Below are 16,874 nucleotides of genomic sequence, written 5' to 3'. Positions count from 1 at the left end.
CGGCCGGCCGCTCCAACGGATCCCGCCCCTACCCGCGCAGCAGCTCCAGCGTCGCCAGCGCCATCACCTTGGCCGAGCGCTCCATGTCGTCGATGCCGACATACTCGTCGGGCTGGTGCGCAAGGTCGAGGATGCCGGGGCCGTAGGCGATGCAGTCCTTCAGGTGGCCGATCCGCACGACGTGCTTCTGGTCGTAGGTGCCGGGCGACACCACCCGTTCGGCCGGGCGGCCGAGCACCGTCTCGATGGCGCCGGCCACCGCCCGCACCACCGGCGCGTCGGCGTCGGTCATCGTCGGCAGGAAGGCCAGCACCTCGCGCAGGCCGTAGTCGAAGCCAGGACGGCGGGCGCGCAGATCCTCCAGGATGGCGACGATCTCGCCGCGCACCGCGTCGGGATCCTCCTCGATCAGATAGCGGCGGTCGATCACCATGCGGCAGCGGTCGGGCACCATCGGGCTCGGCAGCCCGTCATGGTCGTCGCGCTGGCCGCCATGGATGGCGTTGATGTTGATGGTCGATCGCCGCGCCCCCTCCGGCACCACCGGCATGGCGGTCTGCCGGCCGGCGAGGCGGGGGATCAGCTCCTCCTCGATGCGGTGCAGGACGGCGCCCATGTGGCGCACCGCGCAGTTGCCGAGGAAGGGCATGGAGCCGTGGGCGACGCGTCCCCTGGTCTCGATCTCCGCCCACCAGACGCCGCGATGGCCGACGCAGACGCGGTCGACGTTCAGCGGCTCCGGGATGATGACGTGGTCGACGCGCGGCTTGGAGAAATAGCCGAGCGTCGCCAGATGCCCGACCCCGCCGAAGCCGCCGGACTCCTCGTCCACCGTCCCGGAGATCTCGATGGCTCCCGCCGGCAGCAGCCCCTCGTCGAGCAGCGCCTCGACCGCGACGATGGAGGCGGCGATGCCGCCCTTCATGTCGCAGGCGCCGCGCCCGTAGACCCGGCCGTCGCGCACCACCCCCTCGAAGGGATCGACCGTCCAGCCCTGGCCGGGCGGCACCACGTCGATGTGGCCGTTGAAATGCACGCAGGGCCCGGGCCGCCCGCCCTCGATGCGGGCGACGACGTTGGTGCGCGGGTAGCGGTCGCTGTCGCCGGCGGCACCCACCGCCCGCACATACTCCACCGCGAATCCGCGCGCGGCGAGCCGCCGGCCGATCAGCTCGGCGCAGTCGGTGTAGACGTCGCCCGGCGGGTTGATGGTGGGCACGCGGATGAGGTCGCGGGTCAGCGCCACCAGATCGTCGCGGCGGTCCTCGATGCGGCGGAACAGGGCGTCGGTGCTGGCGGAAGGGGTACGGGGCGGCATGACGTCTCCCAAACGATCGGTCCCGCCAAGTGTCCACCCTCCCCGCCCGCGCGTCCAGCCTTCCGGCCAGTCCAACCTTTCGGTGACTCCATCCTTCCGGTCATGGGAGGGCGGCGAAGGCTTCCGCCCGGCGGCCGGCGCCGCTACAGTCCGCCGATCATGATTCTCCGACCCTCATTCCTGGAGCACAGAAGATGACCGTGACGCATCCCGCCGGACTCGACCGTCCGGCGCTCGACGCGTCGGCCATCGCCGACGCCGCCGCCCGTTTCGTCGCCGGACGCCGCTCGGCGGTCGGATTCGACGATTTCCCCGGCCCGCTGCCGGAGGATCTGTCGTCCGCCTACGCCATCCAGATGGCGGCCACCGCCGCCTGGAACGACCGGCTGGCCGGCTGGAAGGTCGCCCTCGTGCCGCCGGCGCTGGAGGAGACGCTGGGCGCCCGCCGCTTCATCGGCCCGGTCTTCGCCGGCACGGTCGCCCGCGCCGGCGAGGGCGAGCTGTCCTTCGCGCTGATCCCCGGCGGCTTCGGCGCGGTCGAGGCCGAGTTCGTCGTCCGCGTCGCCGCCGACGCCCCGGCCGACAAGCTGGACTACACGGCGACCGAGGCCGGCGCCTTCATCGCCGCCGTCCACGCCGGGATCGAGGTGGCCGGCAGCCCGCTGTCGACCGTCACCAGGCTGGGGCCGACCGCCGCCGCCTCGACCTTCGGCAACAACCTCGGCCTCGTCGTCGGTCCCGAGCTTCCGGGCGGCGTCGACGGGCTCGACGCCCTGCGCTCGGAGGTCGTGATCGACGGCCAGAGCGTCGGCGTCGGCAGCGCCGCCAACATTCCCGGCGGCGTCGCCTCGGCGGTCGCCTTCGCGCTCGGCATGGCGGCCCGGCTCGGCCGTCCGCTGAAGGCCGGGCAATGGGTGTCGACCGGCGCGCTGAGCGGCGTGCACGCCATCGCCATCGGCCAGCAGGCCCGCGTCACCTTCACCGGCCAGGAGCCGATGACCGGCACCGCCGTCGCCGCCTCCGTGGTGGCCTGACCGGCAGGGAAGTCCCGCGCGCCCCGGAAGCGCGTGGCGGGCGGGACTTCCCTTCATCCCCGGCCTGACGCAGTGGCCGGGGTCCTCACCACTTCACGGTGGCGTGGACCAGGAAGGAGCGCCCGGCCTCCAGGTAGCGGCGGCGGTCGGCGGCGGTCTGCGACACGCCGACGACGTTGATGTAATTGTAATATTCCTTGTCGAACAGGTTGTTGACCGAGGCGCCGAGCGACAGGTGCTCGGTCGGGTTGACGTAGGCCGCCAGATCGACCGTGGTGGCGGAGGGCGCCTTCAGGTAGGTCGAGCTGCTGACGTCGTCGTCCTTCTTCGCCATCGCGTGGGTGGCGACGATCCGGGCGCCCCACAGATCCTCCGGCGCGCTGTAGGACAGGCCGGCGTTGACGGTGAGCGGCGCCACCTCGTCGATCGCGGTGCCGCCGTCGATGTCGAAGCCGCGCGCGAAGGCCGCCGCGCCGAACAGCGCCCAGCCCGGCTGGAAGCGCCACTCGCCCTTGCCCTCGACGCCGAAGATCTCGACGTTGGCGACGTTCTGCGACTGGTAGCGCAGCAGGCCGCCGCCGCTGGTGCCGACCGACCGCTGCGCGATGAAGTTCTTGTAGCGGTTGTAGTAGCCCGAGACCTGGAAGCTCGATTGGTCGGCGAACTTGCCGCGCAGGCCCGCCTCGACGCCGTTGCTGGTTTCCGGCTGGAGGTTGGGGTTGGGCAGCACCTCGTAGCCGTAGGTCGGGTTGGAGAAGCCGAGGTTGGCGTCGTCGTAGGGCGGCGCGCGGAAGCCGTGGGCGTACTGGCCGAACAGCGCATATTCGCCGGTCAGCTCGTAGGTGACGCCGAACTTGGGCGACAGCGCCAGCTTGTCGAGCTTGGCCGGGGCGGACGAGCTGTTGGCGGCCAGATAGGCGGCGTCCACCTCCGGGTTCATCCGGTAATAGTCGAGCCGCAGGGCCGGCACCAGACGCAGCCGGTCGATGGTGATCTCGTCCTGGACATAGCCGCCGACCATCAGCGTGCCGGTGTTGGGGAAGGTGCGGCTGGGGTAGCTGTCGCCGTTGTAGCTCTTGGCGGTGGCGCCGGTCGCGCCGTTGGTCAGCGTGACGTCGCGCAGGCGCTCGGTCTGGATGTAGTCGGTGCTCAGCCCGTAGGAGACGCGGTTCGGCAGCCCGAACAGCGTCGCGTCCGACCGGAAATTGACGGCGGCGCCGAGGATGACCTGCTCGGATTCGTTGCGCGTCTCCTCGCGCAGGGTCGAGCGGGCCGGGAACAGCGTGTTGGTCGAGGTCGCCACGGCGCTGTTGCGGGTGCGGTTCTCCCGGCGGTCGAAGCCGGTGGCGTAGGCGCGCCAGTCGATGTGGTCGATGAAGCCGACGGGCGCGTCGTGGGAATGGTCGAGGCTGATGCGCCAGCGCCGCGCCTCGTCGTCGCTGCTGGATCCCGCGATGGTCCCGCGCGTGATGCGCGGCGGGGCCATTGAGAAGATGTAGCTGGCCGCGCCGCCCACGTCGTTGCGCAGGGTGGTGTCGGTGTCGCGCTGGAAATACTCGCCGGTGATCGTGATCTTGTCGGGGCCGTGGTCCCAGACCAGCTTGGCAAGCGCGTTGTTGCCCTCATAGTCCTGCGGGTTGCGGAAGCCGCTGTCCTTGGACTTGTACTCCTTGCCGTCGCGCCGGGTGAAGACGCCGAGGATCGAGAAGTCGCCCGACCGCATCGCCGCCGTCCCCGTCTCGGAGAAGGACGAGTCGACGCTGTCGTAGGCGCCCTTCAGCGAGGCGAAGTAATCCTTGCCGGGACGCAGATAGTCGGCCGGATCCTTGGTGACGTAGCTGACGACGCCGCCCAGCGCGTCGGAGCCGTGCAGCGCCGAGGACGGGCCGCGCACGATCTCGACCTGCTTGAGCGCGTCGAAATCGACGATGTCGCGGTTGTAGCCCGCCGACGGCCCGGCCGACGCCGGGCTTTCGGGCAGGCGCGTGCCATCGACCTGCATCAGGATGCGGTTGTTGGTGATGCCGCGGATGGCGAAGCCGCCGGCGCCGGCGCGGACCGGGGAGTTGCTGACCGTGACGCCCGGCTCGTAGCGCGGCAGATCCTGGAGACGGTGCAGGCCGCGCCTCTCGATCTCCTCCTCCCCGATGACGGAGATCGTCGCCGTGGACTCGTCGACCCGCCGCTCGCCACGGTCGCTGTAGACGGTCACCGCGTCGAGGATCGTCACCGGCGCCGGCTTCTGGGCGGTCTGCACGGGAGCCGCCTGGACGGGCGCGCTCTGAACGGGCGCGCTCTGGGCCATCGCCTGCGGCGCCGCCAGCGTCAGCGCCGACGCCGACAGCCACAGCGCCCGGCGCGGCCAGCCGGAACCGGCCCGCGCCGACGCCGACGCCTGGGCGTGGCGGCGCGGGGGAATGAGGGATTCGGTCGTCATGGTCTCTCCTTCGCCTTTTTTTTCTGGGTCGTGCCGAGCGTTGGAAGACCGTCGGCACGACGGCGCCAATGTCGATATTGATTATTATTCGCAACTCAGGACCGGAGAGGCACGCCGCGACGGCGTGCCTCTCCGGCATATCGTCCAGCCCCGGACCGCCTCAGGCGGCGGGCGCGCACAGCCGGGTCTTCAGCGCGGCGAAGCGCTCCACCTGATCGGCCAGCAATTGCCGCTTCCCGTCGCGGCCGACGAAGATCTTGAACATCGCCTCGCCGTCGCCGTTGAAGAAGATCACGGCGCAGCTGTCGCCGCTGCCCATGAAGGGGCGGCGGACGAAGGCGACGGCGGCGCAGCGGTCGAGCCGGATGTGGCCGCCGATCGGGCTGCCGCCGGCCAGATTGTAGAAGCCGCGCCCGAAGCTGCCGCGCGGCAGCGGCCCCTTGCACTCCAGCACCAGATCGGCGCTGTGGACCAGCACGGTGACGACGCCCCAGTCGGCGATGTCGGTCATCGCCGCCTCGGCTTGCGAGCCGGGGGCGAAGGCGCGGAAATCCTCGGGCAGGCACTCGACCACGGTGCGCAGGCTGACGCCGCTGTCCGCCGCCACGGCCTCCAGCACGCCGCCGGGCTCGGCGGCGAGGCGGGCGCGCAGGGCGGCGAGGCTGTCGCCTCCCCCGTCGTCGGTCACGGCGGCGGCGGCAACGGCGTCGGTCTGGGCGTCGGTCATGGAAGGATCCGGAATGGGAAGGGAGAGGCGAAGGGGAGCGGCCGGCTCACCCATGGCTTTTATGAGATTAAGTCGCAATCGCGTTTGACTTCAACGCCGCTTCCCTTAAGGCCGCTTAATTTTGCGTCATGAAGCGGCGGCGGCGGACGGTCGGCGTGGCGCCCCAGCCGGATCACCGCGAGCAGGCCCGGCCCGTTGTCCTCCAGCAGCAGCCCGCCGCCGTGCAGCGTGGCGATGGCGCGCACGATGGCGAGGCCCAGCCCATGCCCCGGCACCGTGCCGGACGGGTCGAACCGGAAGAAGCGCTGGACGGCCAGCGCCCGCTGCCCCGGCGACAGGCCCCGCCCCCGGTCGGCGACGCACAGCTCCTCCCACCCGTCGCGGATCCGGGCGCTCAGCGTGACCGCCCCGCCGTCGGCCGCGTATTTCAGGGCGTTGTCCACCAGATTGGCGACGGCCTGGAACAGCAGGGTGCGGTCGCCGCGCAGGCGCGGGAGCGGGTGCGCGGCGACGGTCAGAACGACCCCGCCCTCCTCCGCCAGCGGCAGGTAGGATTCGCGGATCTCGTCGAGCAGCGCCGCCGCGTCCAGCGGCTCCATGCTCATCGAGCAGCGGGCCGTCTCGATCTCGCCGAGCCGCATGATGGCGCGGAAGAGGTGCTGGATGCGGCGCGTCTCCTCGATCCCCTCCTCCAGCTCGCGGCGCAAGGGCTCGTCGGCGCAGCCCTCGGCGATGGTCGCCAGCCGGTTGTGCAGGTGGGTCAGCGGCGTGCGCAGCTCGTGCGCGATGCTGCTCGACACGCTCGACACCTCCTCGACCAGCCGGTTCACGCGGTCCAGCGTGCGGTTGATCTCGCGGCCCAGGCTGGCGAACTCGTCGTCGGCCGGGCCGATGACGATGCGCCGGTTGCGGTCGCCGCCGGCGTAGGAGGCCAGCGCCTCGGCGATGGCGTCCACCCGCCGCAGCGTGCCGGAGCTGAAATGGACGCCGAACGACACGCTGGTCAGCAGGAACACCAGCACGCCGACGCCGGCCACCAGCGGCACGGCCTTCATCTGCTCCAGCATGGGCTGGATGTCGTAGGCGCTGACGAAGCGCCCGCCGTCGCCCAGCGGCACCACCAGCGCCTGGAGCGTCCCGCCGTCGCCCCGCCGGTCGATCCGGCCGGTCGCGCAGGCGGGCAGGCGGGCCGGGTCGCAGGACAAGGCGGTCAGCAGCCGTGCCGCCTCCGCCGCCTCGCCGTGCAGCAGGCGGCCCTGGCCGTCGAGGACCAGCCGCTTGCGCGGCGTCTCCGGTTCGAGCCGCTCGCGGTAGCGGACCTGATCGGCCAGCGCGGGGGCGGCGGCGAGGCCGCCGAACTGGCGCTGGGTCTCGACGTCGCGCTGGAGCAGCTCGGTGACGTGGTCCTTGACCAGATCGACCAGCAGGGTGCGGCTCCACAGCACCGCCCCGGCGGTGACGACGACGAACACCGCGCCGACCGTCATCGTCTGGCGGAAGCTGCGGGTGTCGAGCAGGGTGCGGACCCGCGTCCGCCAGCGCCGCCGCCTGCCCGGCCGATTGCCGACCGGCCCGTTGCCGACCGGCCCGTCGCCGACCGGCCCCCTACCCCAGCGCATAGCCGATGGCCCGGATCGTGCGCAGCAGCGGCGGGTCGAAATCCTTGTCGATCTTGCCGCGCAGCTTGAAGACATGCACCTCGACCAGATTGGTCTGCGGGTTGAATCCGTAGCCCCAGGCCTTCTCCAGCAGCATGTTGCGGGTGACGGTCTGCCCCGGATTGCTCATCAGGATGTGGAGCAGCTTGAACTCCTTGTCGGTCAGCTCGATCGGCACGCCGCGCCGGGTCACGCGCCGCTCGGGCACATCCATCACCAGATCGCTCACCGTCAGCACGTCGCCGGGGGCCGCCGCGCGGCCGTGGCGGCGGGCCAGATGCTCCAGCCGAACCAGCAGCTCGGCGAAGTCGAAGGGCTTGCCCAGGTAATCGTCGGCCCCGGCGCGCAGCCCGGCCACCCGGTCGGACGTCTCGTCGAGCGCCGACAGCACCAGCACCGGCGGGTGGCGGGTGCCGTGGAGGCGCTTCAGCACCTCCATGCCGTCCAGCTTCGGCAGCATGCGGTCGAGCACCACGACGTCGAAGGCCTCCTCGGCCAGCAGGCGCAGGGCGCCCTCGCCGTCCCCGGCGAAGCGGCAGGCGTGGCCGGACCCGTTGAGCTTCGCCCCGATCCAGTAACTGACGGCCGCATCGTCCTCGACGACCAGAACGCGCAACGCGCTTCTCCTTGCCTTGGGAAATCAATCGCTATTGATAATTAATCGCATGTCTGCCGTCCAGTCCGCTCGGCTGGCGCGAGGCACCGGACCCTTGCCGGCGCCGGACCCTTGCCGGGTCAGCCCCCCACCCCCTGCCCGGTGGCGGCGAAGATCCAGCCGCCCGCGTCCGGCAGCGGCAGCCGGACGAAGCGCGTGCCGAACACCCGCTCCAGCACCGGCACGGGCAGATCGGCCATGGCGCCGCTCCAGGCCTCGCGTCCGCCGGCCAGCAGCAGGCCGTCGTCGCAGTAGCGGGCGGCCAGCGACAGGTCGTGCAGCACGACGGCGCAGCCGCCCCCCACCCGCTCCACCCAGGACCGCGCCGCGCCCAGCAGGTGATGCTGGTGCGCCGGGTCGAGGCTGGCGGTCGGCTCGTCGAGCAGCAGGTAGGGCGCGCCGCCGACCTCGACGGTCCGCCGTCCGGCGGCGAGCTGGGCGAGCGCGCGGGCGAAGGCGACGCGCTGGCGCTCGCCGCCCGAAAGCTGGGGCAGCAGGCGGTCGCGCAGTCCCTCGGCGTCGGCCGCCCGCAGGCTCTCGTCGATCAGCCGCCGCCGCTCCGCCGCGCTCGCCGGAACGATCTCGGTGGCCAGCGCCATCGCCTCATCGACGGAGAAGGCGAAACCGGCGGCCGGGTGCTGCGTCACCAGCGCCCGGCGGCGGGCGAGCCGGCCGGGCGGCAGCGCGTGCAGGTCGCGCCCGTCCAGCCGGACCCGGCCGAGGGTCGGCCGCCGCTCGCCCGACAGCAGGGACAGCAGCGTCGATTTGCCGGCGCCGTTGGGGCCGAGGATCGCCAGCATCCGGCCCGGCCGCAGCGCGACCGACAGCCCCTCGACCAGGCGGGCGCGTCCGGCGGTGACGGAAACCTCCTCGGCGTGCAGCATGTCCGATTCCCTCATAGGATCGCCCGACCGGCCCGCGACCGCAGCAGCCACAGGAAGACCGGGGCGCCGACGGCCCCCAGCAGCAGCCCGACCGGCACCTCGGCCGGGGCGGCGATGCTGCGCGCGGCGGTGTCGGCCAGGATCAGCAGGGTCGCCCCGGCCAGCGCCACGGCCGGCAGCAGCCGGCGGTGGACCGGCCCCAGCCACAGCCGGACCATGTGCGGCACCACCAGACCGACGAAGCCGATCAGGCCGGAGACGGCGACCGCCGCCCCGACGCCCAGCGCCACCAGCAGCACCGTGCGCGTGGCGAAGCGGTGGGGATCCAGCCCGAGCAGGAAGGCGTCGCGCTCGCCCAGCGCGTAGAGGTCGAGCCGCCGGGCGTTGGCCATCAGCGCCGCCGTCGCCCCGGCCATCAGGACCAGCGCCGGCCCGATCTGGCCCCAGGCGGCGCCGCCGAAGCCGCCCATCATCCAGAAGGTCATCTGGCGCAGCGCCTGGTCGTCGCCGAGATAGCTGCACAGCCCGATGCCGGTGGCGCCCAGCGCGTTGACGGCGATGCCGGCCAGCAGCATGCCGGTGGCCGAGCAGCGCCCGTCGCTCCGCGCCAGCCCGAGGATCAGCAGGGTCGCCACCAGCGCGCCGAGAAAGGCCATCGCCGGCAGCAGGGCGGCGAGCGACAGCCCGGTGGCGGCGAGGCCGAGGCCCGACACCCCGAGGATCATCGTCGCCGAGCCGGCGCAGGCGGCGCCGCTCGACACCCCGACCAGCCCCGGATCGGCCAGCGGGTTGCGGAAGATCGCCTGGAGCGAGGCCCCCGCCACGGCGAGCGTCACGCCGACCGCCGCCGCCAGCAGGACGCGCGGCAGGCGCAGCGTGGTCAGCACCGCCACGTCGCGGGCCGGCAGCGGCGTGCCCGGCAGGCCGACGGCCTGGGCGAGGTGCGACAGCGTGCGGTCGAGCGGCAGCGCGACGCTGCCGGTGGACAGCGCCACCAGCGTCGCGACGGCCGCCGCGACCGCCAGCAGGGCGAGGGCGGGCATCAGCGCGCGCCGTCCCGGCCCCAGGGCGGCGCCGGCCGGCAGGCTCAGGCTCATTTCACCCCCTGCTCGCCGACCAGCGCGGCCACCGCGTCGCCGGTGCGGGGACCGAGCCCGACCAGGATCGTGCCATCCACCACCACCACCCGGCGCGTCCTCGCCACCGGAGTCAGGGCGAGCTGCGGCAGGCCGAGCAGGCCGTCCACCCCGCCCGACCGGTCGATCAGCGAGCGGCTGACCAGCAGCACGTCGGGTTCCGCCGCCAGGGCGCCCTCGGCCGACAGGGGAACATAGTCGCGCTCGCCCGCCATCGCGTTGCCGGCGCCGGCCATGGCGATCAGCGTGTCGGGCACGGTGCCGCGCCCGGCCGCCAGCATGCCGCCCGGCCCGCCGCCGACCAGGCACAGCACGCGCGCGGGGGGAGCGCCCTTCCGCTGCGCGCGCGCCGTCTCGACGGCGGCGGCGAGGGCGGAGAGCCGCGCCTCGACCGCCGCCGCCAGCCGCGCGCCCTCCGCCTCGCGGCCGAGCGCGCGGGCGACGGCGGCGATCTTGCCGGACAGGCCGGCGCGGTCGGCCGCCTCCGGGATCATCGTCACCGTCACGCCCATCGCGCGGAGCTGGTCGAAGGCGGTCTGCGGCCCGGCCCCCTCGACCGCCACCACATGGGTCGGCGACAGGGAGATCATCCCCTCCGCCGACAGGGTGCGCATGTATCCGGCGTCGGGCCGGGCGGCGGCCTCGGCCGGGTAGCGGCTGACCGTGTCCCGCCCGACCACCGAATCGCCGGCGCCGAGCGCGAAGGCCAGTTCGGTCACCGGCGCGCCGATGGTGATCAGCCGCATCGCCTCCGCCGCCGCCGCGCCGGGGAGAAGCCCCCCGGCGACGGCGGTCAGGAGGACGAGGCGGCCCAAGGGGCGAAGGAGCCCTGTCGTCACCGTCATGACGGCCGGCCCGTCAGGCCGCCGCCGCGACGGCGGGCAGCGAACGCGCCAGCGCCCGCCACTCGGCCCGCTCCGGCTTGTCCTCGTCGCGCTGCCCGCACAGGATGGCGGCGTTGTCGCCCCGGTCGTCGTACAGCTCGACCGTGGTGATGCCGCCCTTGTCGGTCGGCTTGTGGACGACCCAGGCGCTCGCCAGCCGCGTCAGGTCGCAGCGCAGGCGGAAGTTCGGATCCTCGATGCGCAGCTCGTTCCCTTCACCCACCAGATTGGCGACCGTGCCGGTGTGGATCTGGATGCAGCCGGCGTTGCCGGCGAAGACCATGATGTCGAGCTTCCGGTCGCGCGCGGCGTCCAGCAACTCCGCCACCGCCGTCAGCGGCAGCTCGCGGGCGAACTCGCCCCCGGCCAGCCGCATCGCCTGGAGGCGGCCGGCGCCGAAGCGCTTGAGCATGCCGTGGAACTCGTGGACGTCGGTCATCGCCGCCCAGGCCGAGCGCAGGCCGGGCACGTCGATCGCCGCGTCGTCGGTCGCCCCGGAGGCAACCTCGGGGGCAACCTCGGGGGCGGCCCCGGAGGCGGGAACCGCCGCCGGCTCGCCGCCGGTGGCCAGCGGGCCCTGCTCCGCCGCGCGATGCTCCGCCAGGAAGGCGTTCCAGGCGTCGGCGTCGGTCCCGGCGGTGCGGTGGATGGCGTGAACCGGGCGGCCCAGCCGGTCATGGACGCGGATCGCGTCGGCGGCGACGTCGTGGACGGTCTGTTCCCAATGCCTGGGGAAGACGCGCAGATCGATGTCGCGGTTCAGCACGATGATCGCGTGACCCATGACCGACACGTTGCCGAACGTCCCCTGCTTCTCGTGGACCATGGCGGCGTTGGTGGTGACCACGCGGACCGGCCCCAGCGCCTCCAGGCGCGGCAGCGCCTCGCTCCAGTCGACGGCGAGGCGGACGTAATCCGTTGCGGAAGGGGCGGGCGTCGGACGGGTATCGGGCATCGGGGGAATCCTTGGCGTGTGGATCGGGGCCGGCCGGGTGCCGCGGGGGGCCGGCGTGAACTCCCCCAAATGATCATGATACTCATTATCATTGACAAGCCGCGGTTCATTAACGGGCTTTAATCGCCCCCGCCGTGGGGTCATCCACCACCCACGCGGAAGGGCCGCGCCCTACTCGCTCGACAGGGCCGCCACCGGGTCGAGACGGGCGGCGCGGCGGGCGGGGATCAGGCCGAACACCAGCCCCGTCACCACGGCCGATGTCACCGCCCCGGCGATGGCGGTCGCCGTGAACAGCACCGGCATCACGAACAGCCCGACCAGCGCCCCGCTCGCCAGACCCAGCGCCACCCCGACCAGCCCGCCCAGACCGGCGACCAGCGCCGCCTCCATCAGGAACTGCCGCTCGATGTCGCCGGCCCGCGCCCCGGCGGCCATGCGGATGCCGATCTCGCGGGTCCGCTCGGTCACGCTGACCAGCATGATGTTCATCACCCCGATGCCGCCGACCAGCAGCGTCACCACGGCGGCGCTGCCCAGCAGCAGCGTCATGGTGTCCTGCGTCTCGGTCGCCGCCTTGATCCGCGCGGTGACGTCGCGGATCTGGAAATCCTCCTGCCCGTGGCGTTCGCCCAGCAGCTTGCTGATCGCGTCGCGGGTCCGGGCGATGCGCCCGACGTCGTGGACCGACACCAGGATGAGCTGGAGGTCGGGCTTGCCGACCAGCCGCTGCACGCCGGTTGACAGCGGCACGAACACCCAGTCGTCGGTGTCCTGGCTGCCGGTGAGGTCGCCCTTCTTCCCCATCACGCCAATGATCTGGAAGGGAATGTTGTTGACCTGCACATGCCGGCCGAGCGGCGATTCCCCGTTGGGAAACAGCTTCCTCGCGACGTTGTGGCCGAGCACGGCGACCGCCGCCCCGGCCCGCTCGTCGGCGGTGGTGAAGAAGGCGCCCTGCGCGACCGGCCAGCGGTGGGTCAGCGGCAGCGACGCCGAGGTCGCCAGCCCGCTGGTCCGGTGGTCGATGTTGCCGTAACGCACCATCACCGGCATGTCGAGGTAGGGCATGACGCTCTCGACGTTGGGCAGCCGCAGGACGGCCTCCCCGTCCGCCTCGGTCAGCGGCGTGGTCGGCAGGCGGGGATCGCCGCTGCCGGCCAGCACGTAGATCAGGTTCACCCCCAGCGCGCCGACCCGCGCCATCACCGACCGCTTGGCGCCCTCGCCGATGGCGAGCAGCGCGATCACCGACGCCACCCCGATGACGATGCCGAGCAGCGTCAGCGCCGTGCGGAAGCCGTTCGCCCCCAGCGAGCGCAGCGCCGCCGAGAACGCCTCCCCGGCGCTGGTCCGGACGGAGGCGGCGGCGTGGGGCTCCGCCGGCCCGGCCTTCGGTCCCCCGGCGGGAGCGGAAACGGGAATGGACCGCCGGCCGCTGTCGGCGACGATGCGGCCGTCGCGCATCTCGACCACCCGGTCGGCGGCCTCGGCCACCTTGCGGTCGTGGGTGATCAGGATGATGGTGCGGCCCTCGGCCGCCAGCTCGCGCAGCAGGGCGACCACCTCGGCGCCGCTGGCGCTGTCGAGCGCGCCGGTCGGCTCGTCGGCGAGGATGACCGGGGCGCCGTTCATCAGCGCCCGCGCGATCGAGACGCGCTGCTGCTGGCCGCCGGAGAGCTGGTTCGGCCGGTGGTGGCGCCGCTCCCCCAGCCCGAGCCGTCCGAGCAGCGCGGCGGCGCGGCTTTCCCGCAGCGCGGCGGGCAGCCCGGCGTAGCGGCCCGGCATCTCGACATTCTCCTGCGCCGAGGTGCCGGGGATCAGGTGGTAGTGCTGGAAGACGAAGCCGAAGCCGTCGCGCCGCAGCGCCGCCCGCTCGTCGCCCTCCAGCTCCGACACGTCGCGCCCGCCGACCCGGTAGCTGCCAGAGGTCGGGCGGTCGAGCCCGCCGAGGATGTTCATCAGCGTCGATTTGCCCGAGCCGGAGCTGCCGACGATGGCGACGAACTCCCCCGCCTCGACGGTCAGCGAGACGCCGCGCAGCACCTCCACCGCGACGCCGCCGCCGCTGGCGTAGGTCTTGCGGATGTCCTCCAGGACGAGAAGCGGCGCGCCCACGGCCACCCCGGTCACAGCCGGAACCCGACGCGGGGCGGGCGGCCGTCGTCGGTCCGCCAGCCGGTGACGATCCGCTCGCCCTCGGCCAGCCCGTGCAGGACCTGGGCGTTGAAGCGGTCGCGCACGCCGACGCGCACCTCGCGCGTCTCGACGGCGCCGTCCGGTCCGATCATCGCGACGGTGTGCAGCCCGGCGGCCTCGTCCTTCGCGGTCAGGGCGGCGACCGGGACGGTGAGCGCGTCCCGCGCCTCGGCGGCGACGAAGAAGACCTGGGCGGTCATCTCCGGGCGCAGCTCGCCGCGCTCGTTGGCGACCTCGAACAGCGCGGTGTAGAGCACGACGGTGCTGGCCCCGGTCCCGCCGCCGGACGACGCGCCGCCGTTGGAACCGCCGCTGGTCGCCGGCTTCGGCGGGGCCGGCAGGATCTGCTGCAACCGCGCCGTCCAGCGCCGGCCGGGATGGCCGAGCGTGGTGAAGTAGAGCGGCATCCCGTCGGTCAGGCGGGTGACGTCGGCCTCCGACACCTGGGTCCACACGGTCATCGCCGACAAATCGGCGATGCGCATCAGCACCGGCGCCTCGTAGGTCGAGTTGATGGTCTGGCCCTGGCGGGCATCCACCGCGATCAGCGTGCCGCTCATCGGCGCGTAGATGCGGGTGTAGCCGAGCTGCGCCTCGTCGGCCTGGAGGGTGGAATCGGTCTGGCGGATCTGGGCCAGCGTGGCGTCGACCTGGGCGGCGGCGGTGCGCGCCTCCATCCGCGCCTGGTCGTAGGCCTCGCCGCGCCCGGCCTCGACCCGGCGCAGCGCCGTCTGGCGGGCGAGCTGGGCCTGGGCGAAGTCGGCGCGCGCCCGCAGCTCGTCGAGCAGGGCGGTCAGGCGGGCGCGCTCGGCGCGGCCGGCCTCGACCTTGGCCTGTTGCAGGGCCGGATCGATCTCGGCCAGCAGGTCGCCCTCGCGCACCATCTGCCCGACCTTCACATGCAGCCGCATGAGCTGGCCCGACACCTGGGCGCCGACGTCGACGTAGGCGCGCGGCTGGATCTTGCCGAGCGCCGTCACCGTGTCCTCGACCGTGCCGCGCCCGATCGCCGTCTGGTCGGCGGATTGGGCGGGATCGCTCCGCCCCAGCAGCGCGGCCGAGGCGAATCCGGCGAGAACCACCCCGATGGCGAGGACGACCCGGTACCGGCGGCGGGCGGGCGGGGATGGTCTGGTCATGGCGGCGGTCGAAGTCCCTGGTGGCGACGGGAAGGGCGACGGAGCGCGAGAATGCGGATCGTTCTCACCAAGGACGTTTGACGGAGGCCGCAGCCTCACCGGAAAAGCGAATCCGGCACGCGTCCGGCGGCGGGCGCAAAACCGGCCTGACACGAGGACGACCGGCGCCGCCCACCCCCTCACCCCGGTTCCGCAAAAATTTTCCCGACGGCCGATCCATAGATTGCGAATGATTCGCATTCATGGTTTAGGACTGGCTCATGATGGATCGTTGAACGGATGTCGCCGAGGTCATGGCTGAAAGAGACCGGTCTTCCCTGCTGGGCCTGCTGCTCGTGCATTACGAGGAGATGACGGGCCATCTGGCCCGGCGCCTCGGCTCGCTGTGCCTGGCGGAGGACGTCGTGCAGGACACCTACCTGCGCCTGCGCAGCCTGACCGCCCTGCCGGAGATCGACAACCCGCGCTCCTACCTGTTCCGCATGGCCGACAACATCGCGCTCGACCGGATGCGGGCGGAAACCCGCCGGGGGCGGCGCTTCGCCCCGGCCGAACTCGGGCTCGACCGCCCGCTGGAGGAGCCGGACGCCGAGGCCGCCCTGGAGCACAAGCAGCGCTTCGAGCGGCTGAGCCAGGCGCTCGACGAGCTGCCGCCGCGCTGCCGCGAGGTGTTTCTGCTTCACAAATTCGACGGTTTGAGCCATGCCGAGATCGCCGCGCGCCTGGGCATCTCGCGCAGCATGGTGGAGAAGCACGTGATGAAGGCTCTGGCCCACTGCCGCGACCGGCTGGCTCTGTGATGGAGGGGAACGGCGAGCGGCCGGCGTTAACCGGCGACCCGCGCGAGGACGCCCTGGCATGGTTCGTGCGCCTGGAATCCGGCGACGCCGATCCGGCCGACCGCCGGGCCTTCGCCGACTGGCTGGCGCGCGACCCCGCCCACCGGCGCGAATACGACCGGCTGGCCGGGGTGTGGGACGACCTCGACCGGGTGCCCGACCCACGCCAGGGGCCGCGCCGGGAGCCGCGCCAGGGGCCGCGCCGGATCACGCGCGCGCCGCGCGCCGCGCCGACCCGCCGCCGCTTCCTCGCCTACGGCATGGCCGGCGGGGCGGCGGCCTGCGCCGCCGGGCTGGGCGGCACCGTCGCGATGACCGCCTGGGCCGGCGACATCCGCACCGCGACCGGCGAGCGCCGGACGGCGACGCTCGACGACGGATCGGTGGTCAACCTCGACGCCGGCAGCGCGCTGGCCGTGGACTTCTCTCCGGCGGAGCGCCGGGTCCGCCTGATCGACGGGCGGGCGCGCTTCGTCGCCGCCCCGGATCCCGGCCGCCCATTCGTCGTCGCCTGCGCCGGCGGCGAACTGGCGACGTCGGGCGCCACCCTGATCCTGCACCGCCAGCCGGAGTCCGCCGTCGCGGCGGTCGAGGAGGGCACGGCCGTCCTGACCGTCGGCACGGCGCCGCCGGTCCAGCTTCTCGCCGGGCACTGCCGCTCCTACGGCCTTGGCGGCCTTGGCGGCCTCGGCGGCCCCGGCGGCCCCGGCCCGCTGATGCCGGACGGGGTCGCGGCCGAGACCGCGTGGCGGCAGGGCCGGCTGGTCTTCCAGGGGCAGCCGCTCGACGCGGTGATCGCCGACCTCAACCGCTACCACCCCGCCCGCATCCTGCTGTGGGACCGTCCGCTCGCCGAGCTGCGGGTCGACGGCAGCGTCGACGTCACCCGGCCGGACGCCGCGCTGAACGCCATCACCCGCATCCTGCCCGTGCGCACGCTGCATCCCGTTCCCGGATTGGTGATCATTCGTTCCGCCTAGCCGGTTCGTCCGAATTTTTCTTCGAAACG

14 protein-coding genes are annotated in these 16,874 nt (G+C 73.1%); 3 read left to right on the top strand and 11 right to left on the bottom strand.

Features of this window, described 5'->3' with window-relative positions; translation table 11 throughout:
- Positions 1 to 28 precede the first annotated feature (28 nt).
- Positions 29 to 1,318 carry an acetylornithine deacetylase/succinyl-diaminopimelate desuccinylase family protein gene (locus tag JN22_RS07760; protein WP_085553330.1) on the bottom strand — a complete coding sequence of 430 codons (1,290 nt, stop codon included), beginning with the start codon at positions 1,316 to 1,318 and terminating at the stop codon, positions 29 to 31.
- Positions 1,319 to 1,512: 194 nt separating this feature from the next.
- On the opposite strand from JN22_RS07760, the gene JN22_RS07755 reads away from it, so the two are divergent.
- On the top strand, positions 1,513 to 2,352 hold the full coding sequence (locus JN22_RS07755; RefSeq protein ID WP_085553329.1) for a 2-keto-4-pentenoate hydratase: 840 nt from the start codon (positions 1,513 to 1,515) through the stop codon (positions 2,350 to 2,352).
- 85 nt (positions 2,353 to 2,437) lie between these two features.
- On the opposite strand, the gene JN22_RS07750 is transcribed toward JN22_RS07755, so the two are convergent.
- The 10 genes from JN22_RS07750 to JN22_RS07705 all read right to left on the bottom strand — a co-directional run bounded on the left by JN22_RS07750 (position 2,438) and on the right by JN22_RS07705 (position 15,026).
- A complete protein-coding gene (locus tag JN22_RS07750) occupies positions 2,438 to 4,789 on the bottom strand; it encodes a TonB-dependent hemoglobin/transferrin/lactoferrin family receptor (protein WP_085553328.1) in 2,352 nt (783 codons plus the stop codon).
- A 160-nt stretch (positions 4,790 to 4,949) separates the two neighbouring features.
- A complete protein-coding gene (hutX, locus tag JN22_RS07745) occupies positions 4,950 to 5,516 on the bottom strand; it encodes a heme utilization cystosolic carrier protein HutX (RefSeq protein ID WP_085553327.1) in 567 nt (188 codons plus the stop codon).
- Positions 5,517 to 5,575: 59 nt separating this feature from the next.
- Entirely contained in the window at positions 5,576 to 7,135 is a 1,560-nt protein-coding gene (locus tag JN22_RS07740; RefSeq protein WP_085553326.1) for a sensor histidine kinase, read from the bottom strand.
- Positions 7,122 to 7,790 (bottom strand): response regulator transcription factor, encoded by a 669-nt coding sequence (locus JN22_RS07735; protein WP_085553325.1) that lies wholly within the window; start codon positions 7,788 to 7,790, stop codon positions 7,122 to 7,124. Before JN22_RS07735 ends, JN22_RS07740 begins: the two co-directional genes overlap by 14 nt.
- Before the next feature lie 119 nt (positions 7,791 to 7,909).
- Complete coding sequence (locus JN22_RS07730) at positions 7,910 to 8,713, bottom strand: ATP-binding cassette domain-containing protein (protein WP_085553324.1); 804 nt, start codon at positions 8,711 to 8,713, stop codon at positions 7,910 to 7,912.
- 11 nt (positions 8,714 to 8,724) lie between these two features.
- A complete protein-coding gene (locus tag JN22_RS07725) occupies positions 8,725 to 9,810 on the bottom strand; it encodes a FecCD family ABC transporter permease (protein WP_085553323.1) in 1,086 nt (361 codons plus the stop codon).
- Positions 9,807 to 10,664 carry a heme/hemin ABC transporter substrate-binding protein gene (locus JN22_RS07720; protein ID WP_223677614.1) on the bottom strand — a complete coding sequence of 286 codons (858 nt, stop codon included), beginning with the start codon at positions 10,662 to 10,664 and terminating at the stop codon, positions 9,807 to 9,809. Before JN22_RS07720 ends, JN22_RS07725 begins: the two co-directional genes overlap by 4 nt.
- Before the next feature lie 43 nt (positions 10,665 to 10,707).
- Positions 10,708 to 11,688: a ChuX/HutX family heme-like substrate-binding protein gene (locus JN22_RS07715; RefSeq protein ID WP_085553321.1), complete on the bottom strand. Its 981-nt coding sequence runs from the start codon at positions 11,686 to 11,688 to the stop codon at positions 10,708 to 10,710.
- Between the two features lie 171 nt (positions 11,689 to 11,859).
- On the bottom strand, positions 11,860 to 13,806 hold the full coding sequence (locus tag JN22_RS07710; protein WP_143268211.1) for a MacB family efflux pump subunit: 1,947 nt from the start codon (positions 13,804 to 13,806) through the stop codon (positions 11,860 to 11,862).
- Positions 13,807 to 13,817: 11 nt separating this feature from the next.
- On the bottom strand, positions 13,818 to 15,026 hold the full coding sequence (locus tag JN22_RS07705; protein ID WP_085553320.1) for an efflux RND transporter periplasmic adaptor subunit: 1,209 nt from the start codon (positions 15,024 to 15,026) through the stop codon (positions 13,818 to 13,820).
- A gap of 293 nt (positions 15,027 to 15,319) precedes the next feature.
- On the opposite strand from JN22_RS07705, the gene JN22_RS07700 reads away from it, so the two are divergent.
- Both JN22_RS07700 and JN22_RS07695 read left to right on the top strand, forming a co-directional pair.
- Entirely contained in the window at positions 15,320 to 15,826 is a 507-nt protein-coding gene (locus JN22_RS07700; RefSeq protein ID WP_085553319.1) for a sigma-70 family RNA polymerase sigma factor, read from the top strand.
- Complete coding sequence (locus tag JN22_RS07695) at positions 15,826 to 16,845, top strand: FecR family protein (protein ID WP_085553318.1); 1,020 nt, start codon at positions 15,826 to 15,828, stop codon at positions 16,843 to 16,845. The genes JN22_RS07700 and JN22_RS07695 overlap by 1 nt, the downstream gene beginning before the upstream one ends.
- Positions 16,846 to 16,874 lie beyond the last annotated feature (29 nt).

It is taken from the genome of Azospirillum agricola, assembly GCF_020005195.1.
Lineage (GTDB): Bacteria > Pseudomonadota > Alphaproteobacteria > Azospirillales > Azospirillaceae > Azospirillum > Azospirillum agricola.
The sequence above is the reverse complement of the archived record's forward strand: the minus strand, read 5'-3'. Positions and strand labels throughout refer to the sequence as shown.

What these genes read in the sequence shown, in the direction of transcription:
- JN22_RS07695 (WP_085553318.1), top strand. Translation starts at nt 15,826, where the DNA reads ATGGAGGGGAACGGCGAGCGGCCGGCGTTAACCGGCGACCCGCGCGAG.
- JN22_RS07760 (WP_085553330.1), bottom strand. Translation starts at nt 1,318, where the DNA reads ATGCCGCCCCGTACCCCTTCCGCCAGCACCGACGCCCTGTTCCGCCGC.
- JN22_RS07755 (WP_085553329.1), top strand. Translation starts at nt 1,513, where the DNA reads ATGACCGTGACGCATCCCGCCGGACTCGACCGTCCGGCGCTCGACGCG.
- JN22_RS07740 (WP_085553326.1), bottom strand. Translation starts at nt 7,135, where the DNA reads ATGCGCTGGGGTAGGGGGCCGGTCGGCGACGGGCCGGTCGGCAACGGG.
- JN22_RS07730 (WP_085553324.1), bottom strand. Translation starts at nt 8,713, where the DNA reads ATGCTGCACGCCGAGGAGGTTTCCGTCACCGCCGGACGCGCCCGCCTG.
- JN22_RS07700 (WP_085553319.1), top strand. Translation starts at nt 15,320, where the DNA reads ATGGCTGAAAGAGACCGGTCTTCCCTGCTGGGCCTGCTGCTCGTGCAT.
- JN22_RS07705 (WP_085553320.1), bottom strand. Translation starts at nt 15,026, where the DNA reads ATGACCAGACCATCCCCGCCCGCCCGCCGCCGGTACCGGGTCGTCCTC.
- JN22_RS07725 (WP_085553323.1), bottom strand. Translation starts at nt 9,810, where the DNA reads ATGAGCCTGAGCCTGCCGGCCGGCGCCGCCCTGGGGCCGGGACGGCGC.
- JN22_RS07715 (WP_085553321.1), bottom strand. Translation starts at nt 11,688, where the DNA reads ATGCCCGATACCCGTCCGACGCCCGCCCCTTCCGCAACGGATTACGTC.
- hutX (WP_085553327.1), bottom strand. Translation starts at nt 5,516, where the DNA reads ATGACCGACGCCCAGACCGACGCCGTTGCCGCCGCCGCCGTGACCGAC.
- JN22_RS07750 (WP_085553328.1), bottom strand. Translation starts at nt 4,789, where the DNA reads ATGACGACCGAATCCCTCATTCCCCCGCGCCGCCACGCCCAGGCGTCG.